Annotated in this window: 25 protein-coding genes and 2 pseudogenes; 16 read left to right on the top strand and 11 right to left on the bottom strand. The window is 64.4% G+C overall.

The annotated features are described in order from the left end of the window. Positions 1-19: 19 nt before the first annotated feature. Complete coding sequence (gene sufB, locus FHR94_RS05250; protein WP_183324579.1) at positions 20-1,462, bottom strand: Fe-S cluster assembly protein SufB; 1,443 nt, start codon at positions 1,460-1,462, stop codon at positions 20-22. A gap of 70 nt (positions 1,463-1,532) precedes the next feature. Continuing rightward, the gene (locus FHR94_RS05255; protein WP_183324580.1) at positions 1,533-1,994 is read right to left on the bottom strand and encodes an SUF system Fe-S cluster assembly regulator; all 462 of its coding nucleotides are present in this window, start codon (positions 1,992-1,994) and stop codon (positions 1,533-1,535) included. 404 nt (positions 1,995-2,398) lie between these two features. On the opposite strand from FHR94_RS05255, the gene FHR94_RS05260 reads away from it, so the two are divergent. The 5 genes from FHR94_RS05260 to FHR94_RS05280 all read left to right on the top strand — a co-directional run bounded on the left by FHR94_RS05260 (position 2,399) and on the right by FHR94_RS05280 (position 6,935). Beyond that, the gene (locus FHR94_RS05260; protein WP_183324581.1) at positions 2,399-3,064 is read left to right on the top strand and encodes an ABC transporter permease; all 666 of its coding nucleotides are present in this window, start codon (positions 2,399-2,401) and stop codon (positions 3,062-3,064) included. Between the two features lie 36 nt (positions 3,065-3,100). After that, positions 3,101-4,264: an ABC transporter ATP-binding protein gene (locus FHR94_RS05265; RefSeq protein WP_183324582.1), complete on the top strand. Its 1,164-nt coding sequence runs from the start codon at positions 3,101-3,103 to the stop codon at positions 4,262-4,264. Positions 4,265-4,268: 4 nt separating this feature from the next. Beyond that, on the top strand, positions 4,269-5,000 hold the full coding sequence (locus FHR94_RS05270) for an ABC transporter permease (RefSeq protein ID WP_183324583.1): 732 nt from the start codon (positions 4,269-4,271) through the stop codon (positions 4,998-5,000). Between the two features lie 73 nt (positions 5,001-5,073). Next, positions 5,074-5,955, top strand: coding sequence for a glycine betaine ABC transporter substrate-binding protein (locus FHR94_RS05275; protein WP_183324584.1), 882 nt, complete (start codon positions 5,074-5,076; stop codon positions 5,953-5,955). A gap of 137 nt (positions 5,956-6,092) precedes the next feature. After that, positions 6,093-6,935, top strand: coding sequence for a nitrilase-related carbon-nitrogen hydrolase (locus FHR94_RS05280; RefSeq protein WP_183324585.1), 843 nt, complete (start codon positions 6,093-6,095; stop codon positions 6,933-6,935). Positions 6,936-7,023: 88 nt separating this feature from the next. Here the strand turns inward: FHR94_RS05280 and FHR94_RS05285 are convergent. The 6 genes and pseudogenes from FHR94_RS05285 to FHR94_RS05310 all read right to left on the bottom strand — a co-directional run. Beyond that, positions 7,024-7,724, bottom strand: a pseudogene (locus tag FHR94_RS05285) (ISL3 family transposase); the annotation flags it as partial. Positions 7,725-7,755: 31 nt separating this feature from the next. Continuing rightward, complete coding sequence (locus tag FHR94_RS05290; protein WP_183324586.1) at positions 7,756-9,009, bottom strand: IS256 family transposase; 1,254 nt, start codon at positions 9,007-9,009, stop codon at positions 7,756-7,758. A gap of 77 nt (positions 9,010-9,086) precedes the next feature. Then, positions 9,087-9,482 (bottom strand): annotated as a pseudogene (locus tag FHR94_RS05295) (transposase family protein); the annotation flags it as partial. Positions 9,483-9,552: 70 nt separating this feature from the next. Beyond that, the gene (chrA, locus tag FHR94_RS05300; RefSeq protein WP_183324587.1) at positions 9,553-10,752 is read right to left on the bottom strand and encodes a chromate efflux transporter; all 1,200 of its coding nucleotides are present in this window, start codon (positions 10,750-10,752) and stop codon (positions 9,553-9,555) included. 15 nt (positions 10,753-10,767) lie between these two features. Further along, positions 10,768-11,094, bottom strand: a complete 327-nt coding sequence (locus tag FHR94_RS05305) for a PadR family transcriptional regulator (RefSeq protein WP_183324588.1) — start codon at positions 11,092-11,094, stop codon at positions 10,768-10,770. Between the two features lie 484 nt (positions 11,095-11,578). Beyond that, complete coding sequence (locus FHR94_RS05310) at positions 11,579-11,995, bottom strand: aminotransferase class V-fold PLP-dependent enzyme (RefSeq protein ID WP_183324589.1); 417 nt, start codon at positions 11,993-11,995, stop codon at positions 11,579-11,581. A 104-nt stretch (positions 11,996-12,099) separates the two neighbouring features. Here FHR94_RS05310 and FHR94_RS05315 point away from each other — a divergent pair, with 104 nt between their 5' ends. The 11 genes from FHR94_RS05315 (at position 12,100) to FHR94_RS05365 (ending at position 18,558) form a co-directional block, all read left to right on the top strand. Further along, positions 12,100-12,756, top strand: a complete 657-nt coding sequence (locus tag FHR94_RS05315) for an ArsR/SmtB family transcription factor (protein WP_183324590.1) — start codon at positions 12,100-12,102, stop codon at positions 12,754-12,756. A 14-nt stretch (positions 12,757-12,770) separates the two neighbouring features. Then, positions 12,771-13,592, top strand: coding sequence for a sterol desaturase family protein (locus FHR94_RS05320; protein ID WP_183324591.1), 822 nt, complete (start codon positions 12,771-12,773; stop codon positions 13,590-13,592). A gap of 434 nt (positions 13,593-14,026) precedes the next feature. Further along, positions 14,027-14,329: a hypothetical protein gene (locus FHR94_RS05325; protein WP_183324592.1), complete on the top strand. Its 303-nt coding sequence runs from the start codon at positions 14,027-14,029 to the stop codon at positions 14,327-14,329. A 4-nt stretch (positions 14,330-14,333) separates the two neighbouring features. Next, entirely contained in the window at positions 14,334-14,687 is a 354-nt protein-coding gene (locus FHR94_RS05330) for an ArsR/SmtB family transcription factor (RefSeq protein WP_183324593.1), read from the top strand. Positions 14,688-14,741: 54 nt separating this feature from the next. Continuing rightward, positions 14,742-15,191, top strand: a complete 450-nt coding sequence (locus FHR94_RS05335) for a CNNM metal transporter family protein (protein WP_183324594.1) — start codon at positions 14,742-14,744, stop codon at positions 15,189-15,191. A gap of 63 nt (positions 15,192-15,254) precedes the next feature. Next, a complete protein-coding gene (locus tag FHR94_RS05340; protein WP_221188370.1) occupies positions 15,255-15,665 on the top strand; it encodes a thioredoxin domain-containing protein in 411 nt (136 codons plus the stop codon). Next, positions 15,655-16,362, top strand: coding sequence for a cytochrome c biogenesis CcdA family protein (locus tag FHR94_RS05345; RefSeq protein ID WP_183324595.1), 708 nt, complete (start codon positions 15,655-15,657; stop codon positions 16,360-16,362). The genes FHR94_RS05340 and FHR94_RS05345 overlap by 11 nt, the downstream gene beginning before the upstream one ends. A gap of 113 nt (positions 16,363-16,475) precedes the next feature. Beyond that, positions 16,476-16,715 (top strand): rhodanese-like domain-containing protein, encoded by a 240-nt coding sequence (locus FHR94_RS05350; RefSeq protein ID WP_183324596.1) that lies wholly within the window; start codon positions 16,476-16,478, stop codon positions 16,713-16,715. Further along, complete coding sequence (locus tag FHR94_RS20050) at positions 16,661-16,798, top strand: rhodanese-like domain-containing protein (protein WP_183324597.1); 138 nt, start codon at positions 16,661-16,663, stop codon at positions 16,796-16,798. The genes FHR94_RS05350 and FHR94_RS20050 overlap by 55 nt, the downstream gene beginning before the upstream one ends. Positions 16,799-16,813: 15 nt before the next feature. Beyond that, on the top strand, positions 16,814-17,779 hold the full coding sequence (locus tag FHR94_RS05360; protein WP_183324598.1) for an arsenic resistance protein: 966 nt from the start codon (positions 16,814-16,816) through the stop codon (positions 17,777-17,779). 266 nt (positions 17,780-18,045) lie between these two features. After that, positions 18,046-18,558 (top strand): gluconokinase, encoded by a 513-nt coding sequence (locus tag FHR94_RS05365; RefSeq protein ID WP_183324599.1) that lies wholly within the window; start codon positions 18,046-18,048, stop codon positions 18,556-18,558. A gap of 99 nt (positions 18,559-18,657) precedes the next feature. Here FHR94_RS05365 and FHR94_RS05370 read toward each other — a convergent pair whose 3' ends face one another. From FHR94_RS05370 to dgoD, 3 genes are read right to left on the bottom strand one after another with little or no spacing between them, the layout of a single operon-like run. Further along, on the bottom strand, positions 18,658-19,569 hold the full coding sequence (locus tag FHR94_RS05370; RefSeq protein ID WP_183324600.1) for a 2-dehydro-3-deoxygalactonokinase: 912 nt from the start codon (positions 19,567-19,569) through the stop codon (positions 18,658-18,660). Then, on the bottom strand, positions 19,566-20,222 hold the full coding sequence (locus FHR94_RS05375; protein WP_183324601.1) for a 2-dehydro-3-deoxy-6-phosphogalactonate aldolase: 657 nt from the start codon (positions 20,220-20,222) through the stop codon (positions 19,566-19,568). The genes FHR94_RS05370 and FHR94_RS05375 overlap by 4 nt, the downstream gene beginning before the upstream one ends. A gap of 4 nt (positions 20,223-20,226) precedes the next feature. Next, entirely contained in the window at positions 20,227-21,375 is a 1,149-nt protein-coding gene (dgoD, locus tag FHR94_RS05380) for a galactonate dehydratase (RefSeq protein ID WP_183324602.1), read from the bottom strand. Positions 21,376-21,384: the final 9 nt, after the last annotated feature.

A 21,384-nucleotide genomic window follows, 5' to 3' on the forward strand; every position in this document is an offset into this window, starting at 1 on the left:
TCGATCCCAGCTGAGACCTTTAGCCCACCGCACCCTCGAGGGTGACGTTTAGGAGGGCCTCGGCCTCCACGGCGAACTCCATCGGCAGCTCCTGGAAGACGTCCTTGCAGAAGCCGTTGACGATCATGTTCACCGCGTCCTCCTCGGAGATCCCCCGGCTCTGGCAGTAGAACAGCTGATCCTCGCCGATCTTGGAGGTGGTCGCTTCGTGCTCCACGGTGGCGGTGCTGTTGCCGATCTCCTGATAGGGGAAGGTATGGGCACCGCACTGATCGCCGATCAGCAACGAGTCGCACTGGGTGAAGTTGCGCGCGCCCTTGGCCCGCGGGCCGATCTTGACCAGACCGCGGTAGGACTGGTCGGCGCGACCGGCGGAGATGCCCTTGGAGACGATGGTGGAACGGGTCCCCTCGCCGATATGGATCATCTTGGTCCCGGTGTCGGCCTGCTGGCGGCCGTTGGTCACCGCCACGGAATAGAACTCGCCGATGCTGTCACGGCCGCGCAGCACGCAGGACGGGTACTTCCAGGTGATGGCGGAACCGGTCTCGACCTGGGTCCAGCTGATGTGGGAACGATCACCGCGGCAGTCGCCGCGCTTGGTGACGAAGTTGTAGATGCCGCCCTTGCCGTCCTCGTCACCGGGATACCAGTTCTGCACCGTGGAGTACTTGATGGAGGCGTCTTCCAGCGCCACCAGCTCGACCACCGCCGCGTGCAGCTGGTTCTCGTCGCGCTGGGGGGCGGTGCAGCCCTCCAGGTAGGAGACTTGGGCACGGCTCTCGCAGATGATCAGGGTACGCTCGAACTGGCCGGTATTGGCGGCGTTGATGCGGAAGTAGGTGGACAGCTCCATGGGGCAGGTCACGCCTTCCGGCACGAACACGAAGGAGCCGTCGGTGAAGACCGCCGAGTTGAGCGCCGCGAAGTAGTTGTCGCCCTGGGGCACCACGCTGCCCAGGTACTGTTTGACCAGTTCCGGGTAGTCGCGAATCGCCTCGGAGATGGAACAGAAGATCACTCCCGCCTCGTGGAGCTTCTCCTTGAAGGTGGTGGTCACCGAGACGGAGTCGAAGACCGCGTCCACCGCCACGCCGGCCAGGGCCGCCCGCTCGTGCAGCGGAATGCCCAGCTTCTCGTAGGTCTCGAGCAGCTTGGGGTCGACCTCATCGAGGCTCTGGGGACGATCCTCGTCACGCTTGGGCGCGCTATAGTAGGAGATGGCCTGGTAGTCGATCGGCGGGTAGTCGAGGTGCGCCCAGGAGGGCGGCGTCATCTTCAGCCACTGGTGATAGGCCTTGAGGCGCCATTCCAGCATCCATTCGGGTTCGCCCTTCTTGTGGGAGATGAAGGCGATGGTGCTCTCGTCCAGACCCGGCGGTACCGTATCGCTCTCGATGTCGGTCACGAAACCTTCCTTGTATTCGCGACGGACAAGCTGTTCCATTTCCTGACTTGCCATGATGTTGTCCCCTCCCGGGCTGGTTGGGTCAGCGAGCGGGGCTCGCCTCGGGTAGTGATTCCGAAGGTGATCAGGCCTCGGCGGCCAGGCTCACGCTCTGTATGGGCAGCTGCACCGGCAGCTTGATGGGGGTGGTGTCGGCCAGGTGAGCCAGGGTCACGCTGTCGAGCAGGGTGCGCACCGCCAGCGAAACCCGCTGCCAGTTGTCGGAGACCCCGCAGGTCGCGACCAGATCACAGTCTCCCTCGGCCTGGCTGCACTCGGTCATCGCCACGGGCCCCTCGATGGCCGCAATGATGTCGCTGGCGGTGATCCTGGATGCCGGCCGAGCCAGGGAGTAGCCGCCCTGGGCACCGCGGCGCGACTCCAGAAGGCCGGCGCGCACCAGCATCTTCAGGGTCTTGCTGACCGTCGGGTACGGCAGCTGTACCGCCTCGGCAAGGTCCGCCGCGGCATGCGGTTGCTCGGGGTGACGGGCGATCTGCGCCATCACCACCGCCGCATAGTCGGTCAGACGAGAAAGCTTCAACAAGGCCGACTCCCGGGGACCATGCCCCTTCCGTTCGATTGGGGACCATTTTAGTCCTGTATCACTTTGATGTGAAGCCCTACCACCCACAAGATGCGAGAACCCCCCACGATCACCGCACGTTCGCCACCGTTAGCATCAATAAAAGCAATCATTCTCATTTTCATAGGCTATCATGTACAAATCGCCGAGATGCGTGGCCGGCATGCATGAGCTCCCCAAATTCTTGGCATTTCGCATCGTCATGCCCGTAAAAACAATTGCATAACCAGCTCTGCTATGCTGCTTCGCTTCTCACGGGGCATACGACGTTCCTGTTCCTTCCGGCGAACCGCCCATCCTCGGCCGTCACGGCACCGGCGCCCGGCTATGCTTGCCAAGGGACCAGGCTCGAAAGGAGACATGATTTGGAACTGATTCAGTACGCGCTGGATAACCTTGACCTGCTGACGTCGCGAACCATCGAACATATCGCCCTGGTCGGGGTCGCCGTGGGCATCGCCACCCTCACCGGCGTGCCCATCGGCATCGCCATCACCAAGAACGAACGCCTGGCCAAGGCCGTGCTCTACGTGGCCTCGATCATCGTCACGATCCCGTCCATCGCCCTGTTCGGCATTATGATCCCGGTGCTCTCGCTAATCGGCCAGGGCATCGGCTACCTGCCGGCGGTAATCGCCGTGCTGCTCTACTCGCAGCTGCCGATCATCCGCAACACCTACACCGCCATCCACAACGTCGACCCGGCCCTGCGCGAGGCGGCCCGCGGCATCGGCATGAGCCAGAACCAGCGCCTGCGCATGGTCGAGATCCCGCTGGCAGTCCCCGTGATCATGGCCGGGGTACGCACGGCGGTGGTGCTCAATATCGGCGTGATGGCCATCGCCGCCTATATCGGGGCCGGGGGCCTGGGCACCTTCATCAGCCGTGGCATCTCGCAGTCCGACCCCCGCCAGCTGATCGTCGGCGCCGTCGCGGTCAGCCTGCTGGCGATCCTCGTCGACTACGCGCTGCTGGCCATCCAGAAACGCCTGACCCCCAAGGGCATGGAGCGCGCCGCCGAGACGGCATGAGCGCCTCGCCCCGTCTCATCGACAAGGACCCCCTGCATGATTCGACTGGATAACTTGACCAAGGTCTTCGACACCCCCAAGGGCGCGGTCACCGCCGCCGATCACATCAGCATGGAGGTCCCGAGCGGCGAGATCTGCATCCTGCTCGGCCCCTCCGGCTGCGGCAAGACCACCACCCTGAAGATGGTCAACCGGATCATCCGCCCCACCTCCGGCAAGGTGTTCCTCAACGGCGAGGACACCACCGACCTGGACACCCAGGACCTGCGTCGCAGCATCGGCTACGTGATCCAGCAGATCGGCCTGTTCCCCAACATGACCATCGAGGAGAACATCACGGTGGTGCCCAGACTGCTGGGCTGGGACAAGGCCAAGTACAAGGAGCGCGCCCGGGAGCTGATGCGCATGATCGCGCTGGAGCCGGACGCCTTCCTCAAGCGCTACCCCAGCGAGCTCTCCGGCGGCCAGCAGCAGCGCATCGGCGTGGCCCGGGCGCTCGCCGCCGACCCGCCCGTGATGCTGATGGACGAGCCGTTCGGGGCCATCGACCCGATCAACCGGGCGGTGATCCAGGACGAGTTCCTCAAGATGCAGCAGGCGCTCAAGAAGACCATCATGTTCGTCAGCCACGACATCGACGAGGCGATCAAGATGGGCGACCGGGTGGCGGTGTTCCGCGAGGGGCGCCTGGTCCAGTACTCCACGCCCGACGACCTGCTCGCCGCCCCCAAAAACGCCTTCGTCGAGTCCTTCCTCGGCGAGGACCGGGCGCTCAAGCGCCTCAACCTGGTCAAGGTCCGCGAGGTGGTGAGCGACGAGATCGGCACGGTGCGGCCCGGCGACACCCTGGAACAGGCGCTGGCCAGGATCGACGACTTCGGCTACCAGAATTCCATCCTGATGGTCAACGACAAACGCCAGCCGGTGGGCCTGATCACCCGGGCCCTGGCGCGGACCACCAAGGGCTACTGCCGCGATCACTTCCAGAACGTGCCGGCCACGGTGGCCCTGAATGACGACCTGCGCAAGGTGGCCTCGCTGATGTTCGCCCAGGACACCACCTGGCTGCCCTGCGTCGACGATGAGGGCCGCGTCTGCGGGCAGATCACCCAGCGCGCCATGACCCACCACCTGGGCTCGCGCTTCCGGCCCACCCAGGAAGACGACACCCCAACCCCCGACGCGGCAATCAAGGAGTGAGCCGATGCCCATTCAGCGTCTGAAAGGGGCCCTGCGCATCCTGCTGTTTATCGCCATCTTCTTCGGCGGGGTGTGGAGCCAGTCCAGCGGGGTCATCGACGATTTCCTCTTCTACCTGCCCGACGTGCAGTACCTGGCCGTACAGCACCTGTGGTTGACCGCCATCTCCGGCGGCCTGGCCATCCTGGTGGCCATCCCGCTGGGTGTCGCGCTGTCCCGGCCCAGCATGGCGCATCTCGCCGAGTCGGCCATGCAGATCCTCAACGTCGGCACTACCATCCCCACGCTCGCGGTGCTGGCGCTGTCCATGAGCTTTTTGGGCATCGGCACGGTACCGGCGGTATTCGGCCTGTTCGTGGCCACCCTGCTGCCGATCACCCGCAACACCTATGCCGGCCTCAAGGGCGTGTCGCCAGCCCTGATGGAGGCCGCCGCGGGCATCGGCATGTCGCCGGCCCAGCGCCTGTTAAAGGTGGAACTGCCCAACGCCCTCTACGTGATCTTCGCCGGCATCCGCACCGCGCTGACCATCAACGTGGGCACCGTGCCGCTGGCCTTTCTGATCGGCGCCGGCGGGCTCGGCGAGCTGATCTTCACCGGCATCGACCTCTACGACCCGGTGATGATGCTGGCCGGGGCCATCCCCACGGCGCTGCTGGCGATCGTGGTGGATGCCCTGGTCTCTACCACCGCCTTCGTGGTGGTGCCTCGTGGGGTGAATCCGTCCCGCGCCTGAATCACCCGACACCGGTTCCCAAGTCTGCCCCCCGGCAGCACCGGTAGCGGCAACAAGAAGAGGAGAAGCATCCATGAAACGCTTGATGACAACCCTGTCCGGCCTGGTCCTGGCCGGTTCCCTGGCCACCGCCCAGGCCGAGGAGATCGTGGTTGGCGGCAAGAACTTCACCGAGCAGCAGATACTCGCCAGCATGACCACCCACTACCTCGAGGGCCTGGGCCACGATGTCGAGACACGCGCCGGCATGGGCTCCGCCGTGCTGCGTCAGGCTCAGGAGAACGGCCAGATCGACCTCTACTGGGAATACACCGGGACCTCGCTGATCAATTACAACGACGTCACCGAGTCGCTCTCCCCGGAGGCGACCTACCAGCGGGTCAAGGAACTCGATGCCGAGAAGGGCCTGGTGTGGCTGGAGCCATCCGACGCCAACAACACCTATGCCCTGGCCATGCGTGAGGAGACCGTCGAGGAGACCGGCATCGAAACCCTCTCCGACCTGGCCACTGCGATCAACGAGGGGGAGGAGCTGACCTTCGCCCTGAACGCCGAGTTCTATGCCCGCGAGGACGGCTGGCGACCGCTGCAGCAGGCCTATGACTTCCGCGTCAACCGCGCCGACGTCAAGCGCATGGACTCCGGCCTGGTCTACCAGGCGCTGCGCGACGGCCAGGTCGATGTGGGCCTGGTCTTCGCCACCGACGGGCGTATCCCGGCCTTCGACTTCCAGGTACTGGAAGACGACCAGAACTATTTCCCGGCCTACGCCCTGACCCCGGTGGTGCGCGAGGAAACCCTGGAGGCCAACCCGGAACTGGCCGAGCAGATGAATGCCCTCTCCAGTCTGCTCGACGACCAGACCATGGCCGACCTCAACGCCCGGGTCGACGTGGAGCGAGAGACCATCGAGGACGTGGCTCAGCAGTTTCTCGAGGACAACGACCTGCTGTAACGACCGGGCATCGCCGACACCCCGCACGCAGGCCGCCTACGGGCGGCCTTCGCCCCCCCCCCCTCCCCCCTGGCACGGGGCTGATGGAACCACGGCCGCCGCCACCGACCAATGCTACCGTCAGGAGAGCCTCGATCATGCACTATCAGGATTCGCTTCATGTCGCCGCCGCCCAGGTCAACGCCGGCCTCAGCGAGGTCGACGCCAACCTCGACCGCCACCTCGCAGTCATCAATGAGGCCGTCGGCCGCGGCGTCGAGCTGCTGGTCTTCCCAGAGCTCTCCCTGACCGGCTATGGCCTGGGCAGCGCCGTCATGCAGGTCGCCATGCCCGTGGCGGATCCGCGCCTGCGCCAGCTGGCCGAGGCCTGTGGCGAGATGCAGACGGTGGTGGGGCTTGTCGAGGAGGCCAGCCCCGGCGAATACTACAACGCCCTGGCCATCCTCCAGGACGGCGAGATCGTCGCCGTGCACCGCAAGCTCAACCTGCCGACCTATGGCGGGCTCGAGGAAGGCAAGTGGTTCACCCATGGCAGCGAGCTCACCCACATCCCGGTGCGTCCCGGCTGGTCGGCTACCCAGTTGATCTGTGCCGACCTGTGGAACCCAGGCCTCGTCCACGCCGCCCTGCTGCCCCGCCCCACCGTGCTCTGCGCGCCGATCAACTCGGCCTCGGGCATCGTCAGCGACGACTTCTCCAACGAGCAGAATTGGGCGCTGAACGTGCGCTTCTACGCCATGACCTACGGCACCCCGGTGATCATGGCCAACCGCTATGGCCCCGAAGGCCAGAGCCATTTCTGGGGCGGCTCACGCATCCTCGGCCCGCGTGGCGAAGTACTCGCCGCGGCCGAGGACCGCGAGATGCTGATCACCGCCACCCTGTCGCGTACCCAGATCGCCCGGGCCCGCTTCGAGCTGCCCACCCTGCGCGACGCCGATACGCCTCTGGTTCGCGAGCTGATGGCCGGCTACCGCTGATCCACCGGAATCCAAGCACCGGGGGCCTCTTCTTTTTTTGGGTATCCGGATTAAGTGGTTGATGCCCCCTTCTGAGCCACCAAAAATCTTAATCTTCCCAGAAGGTTGATAGATCGATGCCGTAGTTCGTCTCGGGCTCGGGGAGGCCCATGCTATAGGTCATTGTGGCCTTGCCCAGGAAGGGGGATTCCTTGGTCTGTGGCGCCTTCTTCTTGTGCTTGGTGGTGTAGAGCATCCGGGCCCGCATCACCTCGAATGAGTAGCCCCGGCCATCGCGGTTCTTGTCCTTGGCCAGCCGGTTGATCGACTCCGTGAAGGCGTTGGTGACCGGGATGTCGGTCTCGAAGTAGGTCAGCATCTCCTCACGCCATCCGCTGACGGCGCTGACAAGTTCCTTCCAGACCTCCTTCTGCCCTTGCGGGATGTCGTCAATCCAGGCAGCCAGCGCCTTCTCAGCATCTCGCCGGGTGGCACAGTCCCAGATGTGGTAGAACTGCTCCTTGTGCTCGTAGGCTGCCAGGAGCTGGGGGAAGGCCCTCGTCCAGGTTTCCATGATGAGACGTTCGCGGTCGGAGACGTCGTGAGCCGCTTCGTCACCGCATCCTGCTGACGACCGGGCAACAGGTCCAACAGGGTGCGCTCTTCCAGGTTGGTCAGGATGCAGCGGTAACGCCGGTTCAGGTACAGCTCGTCGATACCCAGGCAGCGGGGTGTCTCGAAGCGGTGCCAAATCGCCAGGAACTCAGCCTTCTTCTTGAAGATGTCGCGTATGGTCTTCTCATCGAGGCCCGGAGTTATCGTCAAATCTGGTGGATGGCGGTCAGGCCGCATTCCTGTCTGATTGATCGGCTACCTGCTCCCCGTCCTGAAACTTGACGCCGCTGACGACCAGCTCCAACTTCTGGAAGTGCTTGATCCGCCTCCAGCGTTTTTGGGCGGTCTGGAGCAGTTTGAAGACCATCGCCAGGGTCGTGTCCCGGGAGCCGCAGTTCCGGCTGCGCTTGGTCCTCAGGCGGACCGTGGCGAAGGTCGACTCGATCGGGTTGGTGGTGCGGAGGTGCACCCAGTGCTCTGCCGGGAAGTCGTAGAACGCCAGCAGTTCGTCCCGATCCTTGGCCAGGCATTCCATCGCCTGGGGGTACTTGGCGCCGAAGCGCTTCAGCGTGCGGTCGAAGGCCTGATGGGCTGCCTCGCGCGTCTCAGCCAGCCAGATCTCGTGCAGATCGGCCTTGACCTTGAGCTGCACCGACTTGGGCAGCTTGTTCAGCACATTGGCGGTCTTGTGAACCCAGCAACGCTGGTGTGCCGTGGCCGGATAGATCTTGCTCAGGGCCTTCCAGAAACCAAGCGCGCCATCGCCAATCGCCAGCTTGGGGGATTCCGTCAGGCCACGCTCTCGCAGCCCCGTGAGCAGCTCTTTCCAGCTGGCCTCCGACTCGCGATGGCCATCCTCGACGGCGACCAGTTCCTTGCGGCCATGTGCCGTGACGCCAACGATCACCAGCAGACACAGGCGATCATCCAGACGCACATTGCTGTAAACGCCATCGACCCACCAGTAGACGTAGCGGCGGTCCGCCAAGTCCCGCTGACACCAGGCCTTGTGCTCGTCGAGCCACTGGGCCTTCAATCGCGAGACCGTGTTGGCCGACAGGCCCTTCGCCTGGTCACCCAGCAGGGCCGCCAGGGCCTCCTGGTAGTCGCCGGTGGAGATGCCCTTGAGATAGAGCCAGGGAATCAGTTCCTCGACACTGCGGGCCCGTTTCAGGTAGGGCGGCAACAGGGTGCTGTTGAAGCAGGCCTTGCCGCCACTCCGATCCCGCACCTTGGGCACCTTGACGGTGACGTCACCGATGCCGGTCTGCACGGTGCGCTCCGGCAAATACCCGTTGCGCACCACCGCCTGTCGACCGTCCTCCATATTCGTGTCGGCATACTGTGCCAGGAACGTTGCCAACTCGGCCTCCACGGCCTTGGCGATCAGGTCTCGTGCCCCTTGGCGCAACAATTCATGCAACGGGTCGGAGACCTCGGGTTCTGGCTGTGACAGGGCTCGGAGGGTAGAATCGGTCATGGCGTATCCGCTCTTGTTGATTGAGATCTTGGTCGTGATCAATCAACAGGATACGCCACCCTTCCTACCTCCTCTCGTACACCAGAAATCACCATAGCTCCGAGGCCCGTGGTATCGGCTACATAGGCGTAGGGGTGGTTGAAGGCTTCCTTTTCAACGTGGCTGTATAACCTCCTCGTCATACGGCGATCATCCACCATTTCGGGGAGTGCTGGGCGGAATGTCTTTCCGCAGGCCCGGCAGGTGTAGCGACGACGGACCACCCAGAGGGTGACCCGCTTTCCGTGGATGGGGAGATCACGATAGGCCACATCGCGCTTGCCGAACCTGACAAGCTCACCCTCAACGCCACATTCCTCGCAAGCTAGAGGCTCAGGAGCTTCGACCTGGTAGTGGAGATCATGCTCTTCCACCTTAGTGCCCAGGACGTGGTATTCCGGTAGATGGAGAATGTTGTCAGCAAACTGCGTCATGGCATGGGCGTTTTCGTGGCAAGTGTCAGTGACCGGGATAGTGTCTGTTTGGCATGATGGGTAATGCCGGCTACAGGGTGATGAGTATGCCGCCACTGGCAAGAACGACGACTACCGCCCAGGCGGGCAGTTTCCAGACGCTGAGCAAGAGGAAGCCGGTCAGCGCCAGGGCGAACTCACGGGGGCCGAGAATGGCACTGGTCCAGACCGGCTGGTAGAGGGCGGCGCCCAGGATGCCCACGACTGCCGCATTGGCCCCGCGCATCAGTGCCTGCGCGCTATCCCAACGGCGGAATCGGCTCCAGTGGGGCAGTACTGCCACCAGCAACAGCATTCCGGGCAGGAAGATCATCACCATCGCCAGGGCGGCACCGAACAGTCTGCCGCCGAGCGGCCCCATCACCGCGCCCAAATAGGAGGCAAAGGTGAATAGCGGCCCCGGCACGGCCTGGGCGGCGCCGTAGCCTGTCAGGAACTCGTCCGCACCGACCCAGCCGGATTGCACCACCTCGGCTTCCAGCAACGGCAGCACGACATGCCCACCGCCGAAGACCAGGGCACCGGCGCGATAGAAGGCGTCCATGACCGCCAGGGCTGCGGAGGGGCTGGCCCAAGCCAGCAGCGGCAAGCCGACCAGCAGAGCAACGAAGGCCAGCCCCGCCAGATGGCCGGCACGCATCGAGACAGGCAGCGGCAGATCGTGCATATCAGATTCGGCGTGGGCCCGACACAGTGCCATGCCAGCCAGGGCACCGATCACGATGGCGGCCACCTGTCCCAGCGGACCGCTAACCAACACCACGGTGAACACGGCGGCCAATGCAATACCGGCGCGCCGGGGATCGGGACAGAGGCTGCGGGCCATGCCCCACACAGCGTGGGCGACAATGGCCACCGCTGTCACCTTCAGGCCGTGAATGATGCCCTGGCTGATGGGGCCATCAAGCACGGCAGAGCCCAAGGCGAACAACACCAGCACAATGGCCGAGGGCAGGGTAAAGGCCGACCAGGCTGCCGCTGCCCCCCAGGGGCCGGCGCGCATCAGCCCTATGGCGAAGCCCACCTGACTACTGGCGGGTCCGGGCAGGAATTGGCACAGCGCCACCAGGTCGGCATAAGCCTGTTCGGAGAACCAGCGACGCCGCTCCACAAACTCGGTGCGGAAGTAGCCGAGGTGGGCGATGGGGCCACCGAAGGAGGTCAGGCCCAGCAGTAGAAAGGCACTGAAGACTTCTCTGGTGCGCCCGACAGGACGTGGCGTATGGCTCATCGATCGGACTCCTTGTCACCTTTGTTTTGACGTGCAGGTCCCGTCATTCATGGCCTCACCGGTAAGCTCTCGCAGCTGTCGCTTGGCCACCGCCAGCCCTTCCCGACCGAAGTCGGTTGCGCGGTAGAGCCTGCGGCGAGTGCTTCCCTGGTACTCTTCCCGGGAGGTCAGGTACCCCTTGCGCTCCATCGAATGCAGCATGGGGTAGAGGGTACCGGGGCTCAGTCGATAGCCGTGGTGAGCCAGCTCGTCGATCATCCACTGGCCGTATATCTCATGCTCGGCCGCGTGGTGCAGGACGTGTAGCCTTACCAAGCCGGCGAGCAGGTCATGATGCTCCATGGCGTTGCTACCTGCATTATCAAAAACGAAAATCGATATCGGTTTTCGTTTTACCCAACCAGCCTCCACATTACAAGGTGGCGTACTCCCTCATGAGTGAGGGGGGGATTCCAATGGAGGCAGGCAGCCATGGGCGCCGGGAACCTTCGTATCGCTGATTGGCCTGCCGCTCTGACCTTGGGCTTCGCTGTGGCTGGGTTGAGAATGCCCTCGGCAACGCCGAACTCGGATTCAGCCAGTGCCAGCACCACGGTGAGCATCATGCCGATAGTCAGGCCGACCAGATAATTCTGGCCATAGGTGTCTCGCGCTTATGCGGTTTCAAAGGTGAAAAGGGAGGTATCGAGTTGGACGCCAGCGCTTATGACGCCTGGTACAAAACACCACGAGGGCGATGGATCGGCAGCCGTGAGCTTGATCTGATTCGGGGCTCGCTGGCGGCGCACCCCGGTGAGTCGTTGCTGGACGTCGGCTGTGGTACCGGCTATTTCACCCGTGGCCTGGCTAAGCAATGGGAGGGGCCGGTGTCCGGCATCGACAGCACGTAGAGAGCGCCGATCCCTTTGCTCGCCTGGAACTGGTGACCGGCGATAGTCAGCAGATCAATGCCCAATGCCTCGACATCAATGGCGATCTTGCCTACCGCCTGGGCGGAATCGGTATGCAGCAAGACGCCACGGCCGGCGAGCTGCCTGGCGATGTCAGCAACAGGCTGAAGAGTGCCGACCTCGTTGTTGGCCAACATGATCGAGACCAGGGCCGTGTCAGGATGCACGGCGTCGACCACGGCTTGGGCAGAGACCTGCCCCGTTGCATCGACAGGCACGATGGTCAGTCGCAGGCCGTTGTAGAGGCGTTCGGTGCCATAGGGGGGATCGTTGATGATGATGAGCGTCTGCATGGTGACTCCTTGCCATCATTCAATAAAACGATAGAATGATGGATAGAGATATTGTCGCCTGTCAAGTGGCACGCTGTTCTGCTGACGCCCCTCGGAGAGACCCCATGATTTCGCAACAGGACCTTCTCGATACGCTAGCCCAGGTCGCCCGCGCCCTGGGTAACGGGCATCGCCTGGCGTTGCTGGAGCGCCTGGCCCAGGGTGACGCCTCGGTCGAAACCTTGGCCAACACCACGGACCTGACCGTCGGCAATGCCTCCCAGCACCTGCAACACCTGCGCCGGGCGGGGCTCGTCACTGCCCAGCGTTCCGGCAAGCAGATGATCTACCGCCTGACCGATGAGCGGATCGTCAACCTGCTGGGCCTGCTCAGGCAGGTGGCCGAGACCAACCTGGCCGAGATGGAGCGGCTGGTCAGCCGGCTGTTCGCGGAGGATGACGCCGATGGCGTTCTGGAGGCGATCAGCCGGGACGAATTGCTGGCCGGGCTTGCCAGCGGCGAGGTGGCACTGCTGGATGTGCGTCCCGAGGAGGAGTACGAGGCCGGCCACCTGCCCGAGGCCATCAACATCCCACTGGAGCAGTTGGAAGACATGCTGGGCAAGCTGCCCCGGGACAGGGAGATCGTGGCCTACTGCCGAGGCCCCTATTGCGTCCTGTCTCACGAGGCCGTACAGCGCCTGCGTCAACTCGGCTATCGAGTCCGACGCTTCGAGGAAGGGTATCCAGAGTGGAAAGCGGCGGGGCTGCCCATCGCATGACCGGAGGTACCGCCATGTCCGATACCCTCCTGGCCCATGAGCCGCTTATACGCGGGGGTGCCTTCGCCTTCGTTCTGCTGGCGATGGCACTGTGGGAGGTCGTTGCCAGGCGACGGCCCCAGAGGATTCATCGTCGTCAGCGCTGGCCAAGCAACCTGGCCATCGTGGTCCTCGATACCTTGGCGGTGCGCCTGTTCTTTCCGCTCGCCGCCCTGGGGGCTGCCCTGGTTGCCGCCGAGCAGGGCTGGGGCCTCTTCAACCTGGTGTCGGTCCCGATATGGCTGGCCGTGGTCGTCTCCGTCGTCATGCTGGACGTGGCCATCTACTTCCAGCACCGCCTCTTCCATGCCGTGCCCTGGCTATGGCGGTTGCATCGGATGCACCATGCGGACCTGGAGTTCGATGTCACCACGGGGCTGCGCTTCCATCCCCTGGAAATCCTGATCTCGATGGGTATCAAGCTCGCCGTGGTGACCCTGCTTGGGGCGCCGGCGCTGGCAGTGCTGATCTTTGAGGTGCTGCTCAACGCCACCTCGATGTTCAACCACGGCAATGTCCGCCTACCCCTCAGGCTTGACCGCTGGCTTCGCCTGGTCGTGGTGACACCCGACATGCACCGTGTCCACCACTCCATTGTCCGCCAGGAAACCGACAGCAACTTCGGTTTCAACCTGCCTTGGTGGGATCGACTGTTCGGTACATACCGAGATCAGCCTGCCGCCGGCCACCTCGGCATGACGATCGGTATAGAGGACTACAGAGATGCGCATGACCTGCGGCTGGACCGCATGTTGCTTCAGCCCTTCGTGAATCCTCCTCGTGACGAGAAGCGATAGCGGCTTTGAGGCAGCTCCGTCGTTCCTGCCAACCAGAAAATACGGAGAGAACGAAGCGTGTGCCGGTGTTAGAAAACACCGGATGCACCACTTAATCCATCCCCATCGTTTTTACGAACTGCCGATAGGTTACCCCCTTGGATGGATCTCCTGCCTCCCTGAGTCCTTCATGGCTACGAGCACGCATGGACGGTAGGCCATCGGAGGCACACTGCTTCCCTTCCTCACCATGGTGGAGGGCCTCAAGCTCTGTGCTCAGGCCTGCGCCAAGGCTGTGAGCCGATTATCGTGTTGTGCAGGACATGTGTTTCATTGCTGCATGAAATCATCGATTCATGCACTATTGAAAAGCATGTCTGGGACAACGACGATCTCGTCGCCAGAAAGCTCACTGCGCTCATCCACTTGGCGCCCGAACCCGAGAGGAACCCATCATGAGCAAGACATCCTCCAGACCCTCCGGCAAGGTCGTCGCGACGGGCGGCGTGCTGCTCACGGCCTGCGCGGTCTGCTGCGCCCCGCTGGTCGTCCCTTTCCTGGCCGCGTTCTTCGCCGCCGGTGGAGTCGGCCTGACGCTGGCGGGACAGATCGGACTTGGCATCGCTGCGCTTGGCGCGGTCGGCGGTTATCTCTACCTGCGCCGTCGCGCCGCATCGAAAAGGGCCGGAAGCTGCGGTTGCGGACCGACCGGCGGATGCGCCGATGCGGGTCAAGCGCAGCGCGACCCGAGGGCCTGAGTCCATGGCACACGGTTGCGGAAGCCAGAACAGCGACGACATCGTCGCCAGAAAACTGACCGCCCTCGCCCATCCCGTTCGCCTGGCGACGATTCGCCAGTTGGCGGCGGCGGGCCCCACCGGCCTGGCGGCAGGCAGGCTCGCCGAGCGCCTCGACGTGGCGCCGAATGCGCTGACCTTCCACCTGCAGAAGCTGGCCGCCGCCGGCCTGGTCGAATCGCACCGCGAGGGCCAGTTCGTCTATTACCGCGCGGAGTTCGATGCCCTGCTGGCATTGACGGACCACCTGGTCGGTGCCTGCTGCAGCGAGGCCGAGGAAAGCTGTGGACCCCGCTGCCCCACGTCTCGCGACCGGTGACCCTCCGCCTCGCCTGAGGGTCCATCCACACCGCTCATCAAAAGGGAGCGCAAGATGATCCAGACAGCCCCCACCCAACCTTCCTGGCCCAGGGCGATCGGCATCGGGATCGCGGTGTCGGTGCTCACCGCCATCGTGATGATCGCCTTGTTGAAGGTCGGCGTATCACCCTTCCCGAAGCCCCCTTCCCTGGCTTTCGCCGAGACCCTGCTGGGACGGCCCCTGCCGATGCCGGTCGGCCTGCTCTTCCATACGGTCTACGTGACCTTCTGGTCGGTGGTGTTCGTGCGCTATTTCCCGCGCAAGACCCTGCCGACCGCGCTGGGCCTGGCCGCTGTGCTGTGGGTCGTGATCCTGGTGGTGTTCTTCCCCGTGGTGGGCTGGGGACTCGCCGGCCTGGCGATCGGTCCTCAACTGATTCCGGCGTCCGCCCTGCCGCACCTGCTGTTCGGCCTGCTGCTGTGGGGGCTGGACCGCTATGTCGGCGGGCATGGCGGGACATAACACCTCATCCAACGAAGCCCGGCGGTCGATACCGCCTAAGTGATAGCAAGAGAAGAAATACTCGTGATTCAAAAGACACTCTCGGCCCTGACGAAATATGTCGTGTTGCTGTTTTCCCTGGTCCTGGCACCGGCGGCGATGGCGCTGGACGCCGAGCCGTTCAGCATGGAGCGATTCGAGGCGCTGCAGGAGCAAGGGGAAAGTGTGCTGGTGCACATCAGCGCGCCATGGTGTCCGAACTGCCAGAAGCAAAAGCAGATTCTCACCGAGTACCAGCAGCAGTACCCGGACGCCGGGCTGCATATCCTGAACGTGGACTACGACACCCAGAAGCAGTGGGTGACCCATTTCAAGGCCCCGTATCAGTCGACGCTGGTGCTGTTCTCGGGCACCGAGCAGGTCTGGTTCTCCGTCGGGGAAACCCGCAAGCAGCGGATTTTCGGCCAACTCAATGCCGTGACTGATGAGTCTTGAACTGGCGGCGCTTCCCCTCGCCTTCCTGGCGGGGGTAGTGGGCATCCTGTCGCCCTGCGTCTGGCCCCTGGTACCGGTGGTCATCGCCTCGTCCGCCACCACCGGCCGCTTCGGCCCCCTGGCCCTGGCCGGAGGGCTGAGCCTGTCCTTCGCCCTGGCCGGCAGTGTGCTGATGTTCGTCCTGGTCAACCTGGGGCTGGACCCGGAATCTTTCCGTTACCTCGCCGCCGTCATTCTGCTGGCTGCGGGGGCCGTGCTGGTGATCAAGCCCCTGGCCAATCGCCTGACATCGGGACTGTCGTTGGTAACGTCCCGATGGAATCTCGACGCCAGCGCCGAGCGCTGGTATGGCCAATTCGGCGTGGGCCTGCTACTGGGCCTCGTCTGGCTGCCCTGTGTGGGTCCCACCTTGGGCGCAGCGATCGGGCTGGCGTCCATGGGCCAGCAGATGGGCCTCGCCTTTCTGGTGATGCTGATGTTCGGCGCGGGCACGGCGGCGGTCCTGCTGGCGGCCGGCCTGTTGTCGAGGCGGGCGATCGCCCGCTGGAATGCCACGGCCATGAGGAGCGCGAACCTCGGTAAACGCCTGCTGGGCTGGACACTACTGCTGTTGGGAGGACTCGTGCTTACCGGCATCGACAAGGTCCTGCAGACCTGGGCGGTGCAGATGCTGCCCGCTTGGGTGACGGGCCTGTAGGGGATTCCTGCGGAACAGTCCTTGCGCCGGCGTTCAACCGGGAAACCAGGAAGAGAGGCCGGAAAGCCTCGGCGAGGATGGAAGAGGAACATCACGCCAAGCCAGGAGGTACCATGACAACGATCGATACCGCCACCCTACATGACTGGCAGCGGCGACACCGGGATTTCACCCTGGTGGATACCCTGCCGGCCGAGGCCTTCGCCAAGGGACACCTGCCGGGGGCCATCAACATCGTCTCCGACGACATCATGGACGCGGCGCCCGCCGGCTTCCCGAGAGGCAGGCGACCATCGTCGTGTATTGTGCCAGCGAGGACTGCAAGCGGGCCGGCCGTGCCGCCGAACGCCTGACCCGCCTCGGCTACACCGAGGTCTACCACTATGGGGGCGGCAAAAGGGCCTGGTTGGCCGAGGGATTATCACTGGAACACTGAGAAGGATCCATTCCCATGCGTGATTGGCTGGAACGCCAGCAATCCTGGATCTATCTGATCTTCATCCTGGCGGGTCTGGCCATCGGGCTGGGCCTGCCGGACATGACATCCCGGCTGGAAGCCGTCCTCTGGCCGCTGCTCGGCGGGCTGCTCTATGCCACCTTCACCCAAGTGCCGCTGACGCGAATCGGCCAGGGCCTCAAGGACTGGCGCTTCCTGGTGGCCCTGCTGCTCGGCAACTTCGTGGTGATCCCCGGCGTGCTGGGCGGACTGATGACCCTCCTGCCACTGTCACCCGCCGTGCAAGCCGGCGTGCTGCTGGTGCTGCTCGTTCCTTGTACCGACTGGTTCATCAGCTTCACCCACCTCGGCAAAGGCGATGCCGGCAGGGCCATTGCCGCCACACCAGTCCTCCTGCTCGTGCAATTGATGACCTTGCCCGTCTATCTCTGGCTCTTTCTGGGCGCGGAATGGTTTCAGGCCGCGATCAGCACCCACCTCCTCAGCGCGTTTGCGGGGCTGATTCTCACCCCCTTGGCCCTGGCCTGGGTGACCGAGCGGCTGGCCGAGCGCAGCCTCAATGCCAGACGGTGGGCTCATGGCTTGGGCATGCTGCCCGTGCCACTGCTTGCGCTGGTGGTCTTCGTCATCGCGGCATCCCAAGTGACGACCGTTACCGTCCTCAGCGGGGTGTTGCTGCAGGTGCTGTTGATCTTCGTCGCCTACTTGATCTTCGCCGCTTTCCTGGGCAAGACCCTTGGTAGACTGTTCCAACTCCCCACGCGTTCAGCCAGAACCCTGACCTTCAGCTTCGGCACCCGCAACTCCTTCGTGGTGCTGCCCATCGCCTTGGCGCTGCCCGAGGCCTGGCAAGCTGCCGTGGTGGTCATCGTCTTCCAGTCGCTGGTCGAACTGTTCGGCATGGTGGCCTACCTGAGCTGGGTGCCGGGCAAGTTGATCCCCGGGTCCTCTCCCTCCTAGCCGCACGGCTCCGTGACGACACCTCTCGGCGGCGCCTGGCGATCTGCACCATGGCGCCGACCAGAGGGTAGTTCACCGGACGAAACCCTTGAGTAAACCAAGCACTCATCAACCGAGAAATCCGGTGAGTTAGAGAGTAGAGACCTTTGTGCGATAACCAGAAATCAACCAGATATTCCGGATATCCCTTTTTTTATCCACCTTTGCATCAAAAAATGCTAGAATCTCCGGCATCTATTGGACGCTAGAATAAAGAAGATTCCCGCATGAAGGATACCGCCAGCAGCATTCTCGTCATGGGCGTTTCCGGGTCAGGAAAGTCTCATATTGGACGCCGTCTCGCCGAGACCCTCGACGCAACCTTCATCGATGCCGATGACCATCACAGCCCGGCGAACATCGCCAAGATGGCCCGTGGCGAACCCCTGAACGACGAGGACCGCGCCACCTGGCTGGCGACCCTGTCCGGTTTCTATCGGGACTATCGCGCCCAGGGCCAGCCCTTGGTCATCGGTTGCTCGGCATTGAAACGCCGCTACCGGGACATCCTGCGCCAGGGTGCGCCGGACCTGGCGATCCTCTATCTAGACGGCAGTCGCGGCGTCCTGCTGGAACGACTGGATACGCGGGGAGATCACTTCTTCGCCGGTGCCGATATGCTCGACAACCAGCTCGCCACCCTGGAGCCCCCCGGTGATGACGAGGCCATCCGCCTCGATATCCGGAAATCGCCACAGGACATCGTCGACGAATTCCTGGCCATCACCACCGGAAATTGAGTCAGGATTTTCCGACGGACACTTACGCAAAATACGGCGCCATAGCACCGCTTGCTCCGTTATCCTTTGTAGCCCTCTCCCTAGAAGAAAGGGATATTTCTACTTTCCTTCCACCGATTCATGATGATCGGCGAGTGCCAGGATACCGGCGAGGGTCGCGCGATCGCTTTCTACCTCGACCACCGGCACGCCATGTGTCTCGAGGGCGATGCGATACAGGGCATTCAGCGACGGGCTCCCCACCAGGATGACCTCCTGCTCGCCCTGAGCATGCTGAGCAAGCACTTCCGTGCCGATCAGCACGCCCGAGAGGAAGCCGGCCACCGACTCGGCGCCGAGCCCGGCATGCAGATGCCGGCTGCGGGTCTCGAACAGGGCATGCAGCACTCCCGCGGGGTGCCGGGCGGCAGCCAGGCCTTGGCGGAAGCCTGCCTCGTCGAGTCCCTCCCGGCCTCGCGAGGGTTCGCCGACCAGAGTGTGATAGCGCACCGCATGGTAGAGCTCGCCGGTCATCATGGTGGTGAAGTCGATCAGTCGTCCCTCCACCAACCGCGCCCACTTGCTGTGGGTTCCGGGCAGGCAGCAGACGCCCTGTTCAAGCTGCTTCAGCGCCAAAGCGCCGAAGGCCTGGACTTCCTCGCCGCGCATCACGTCCACGTGAGCATCGCGCACCGCCTTGAGGCCGGGGACGATCCAGGCCGCCTCGAGACCGGGGGCCGGCATCAGCCCTGCGGCAAGCTCCGCGGGACCGGCTGGCACCTCGAGTTGGGGCGCCTGACACCAGCCGCGGGCGGATCCGACCATGCCGGCGAGATATACCGGCACCCGGTCCCCATCCCGCCAGTCGCTCAGCTGAGCCGCGCAGTAGTGCGGAAACTCGTCGGCCGACAGTGCCCGCAGCCCGGCCTCCGAGCGGCGGCTGTCCAGGCACTCGCCGGTCTCGCGATCCACCAGAAAGGCCCGGAAGTTGCTGGTGCCCCAGTCCACGGCGATCAGGCGACGCCCCGTCATGCCACACCCTCCCCCTGCAACCGGTGCCACTCGGCGACGAGTTCCCCCGCGATGCGTCCGACATCCTCGGCAGACCGGTCGGGCCGGTAGAGGTTGCCCCCGAAGCCGAAGCCGTCGATGCCCGCGGCGAGCCACTCGGCCATGTTGGCCCGCTCGATGCCCCCTACCGCCAGCACCGGCACTCGGGGCGGCAGGATGGCGCGGATGTCACGGTAGTAGCCAGGCCCGAGCCGGGCGGCTGGGAACAGCTTGAGCCCCCGCGCCCCGGCACGGACCGCGGCCAACGCCTCGGTGGGCGTCATGCAGCCGATCAGGGGCATCAGGTCATGGGCGAGGCCGACGGCGATGACCTCGGGGTCCGTGTTGGGGGTGACCAGCAGGGGGGTGCGCCGCTCGGCCAGCCGCTCGGCGTCCCTCGGGTCGAGCACCGTGCCGGCCCCCACCAGGACGCCCGTCGGGCAGCGGGCCACGGCGCGCTCGATGCTGGTCCAGGGATCGGGCGAGTTGAGCGGAATCTCGATCAGCCGGAACCCCGCCGTCACCAGGGCATCGACGACGGGCTCGACCTCGTCGGGGGTGATGCCGCGCAGGATGGCCACCAGCGGCCGCGTCGCCAGAATCTCGTCGAGGAGCCTGTCTTGGGGTTGGGTCATGGGGTCACCACTCTGCCACCGCACCGTCCTCATGGGTCCACACCGGGTTGCGCCAGCGATGCCCCACCCGGGCGCGTTCCTCGACGAAGGCCTCGTCGATCTCGACCCCCAGTCCCGGTCCCTCGGGGATGGCGCAGAAGCCGTCCTCGATGACCAATGCCGACTTGTCCACCAAGTAGTCGAGGACATCGTTGTCGCGGTTGTAGTGGATACCCATGCTCTGTTCCTGAATGAAGGCGTTGTGGCTCACCGCATCGACCTGCAGGGACGCCGCCAGGGTCAGCGGCCCCAGCGGGCAGTGCGGCGCCAGGGCCACGTCATAGGCCGAGGCCAGCGCAGCGATCTTCAGGCCCTCGCTGATGCCGCCGCAGTGGGAGAGATCGGGCTGGACGATGTCGATCATGCCGTCGGCGAGCAGATCGCGGAACGCGAACCGGGTGTGCAGCCGCTCGCCGGTGGCCAGCGGATAGCCCAGGCCGCCGGCGATCTGCTTGAGGCAGGGCAGGTGCTCGGGGGTCACCGGCTCCTCGACGAACATCGGGTGGAAGGGCTCCAGCTCGCGCAGCAGCGCCTTGGCCATGGGCCGATGCACCCGGCCGTGGAAGTCGATGCCGATGCCCACGTCGGGCCCTACGGCATCGCGGGCTTCGGCCACCCTGGCCACGGCGTCATCGACCTTGCGGTGGGAGTCGACGATCGCCAACTCCGGGGTGCCGTTCATCTTGAAGGCGGTGAATCCCTGTTCCACCAAGGCCTTGGCCCCGGCCGCCACATCGCTCGGGCGGTCGCCGCCGGTCCAGGCGTACATGCGCATCCGGTCGCGGATCCGACCACCCAGCAGTTGGTGCACGGGCACCCCCAGGTCGCGCCCCTTGAGGTCCCACAGCGCCTGGTCGATGCCGGCGATCGCTGACATCAGGATGGGACCGCCGCGGTAGAAGCCGCCGCGGTAGAGCGTGTTCCACAGGTGCTCGATACGGTGCGGGTCCTGACCGACCAGGTAGTCGGCGAGCTCATGGACCGCCGCCTCGACGGTGGCCGCCCGCCCCTCGATGACCGGTTCGCCCCAGCCATAGACGCCGGCATCGGTCTCGATCTTGAGGAACAACCAGCGTGGCGGCACCTGCCAGGTCTTCAGTCGCGTAATCTTCACGGTTTACCT

The sequence above is a fragment of the Halomonas cerina genome (assembly GCF_014192215.1).
Taxonomy (GTDB): Bacteria; Pseudomonadota; Gammaproteobacteria; order Pseudomonadales; family Halomonadaceae; genus Halomonas; species Halomonas cerina.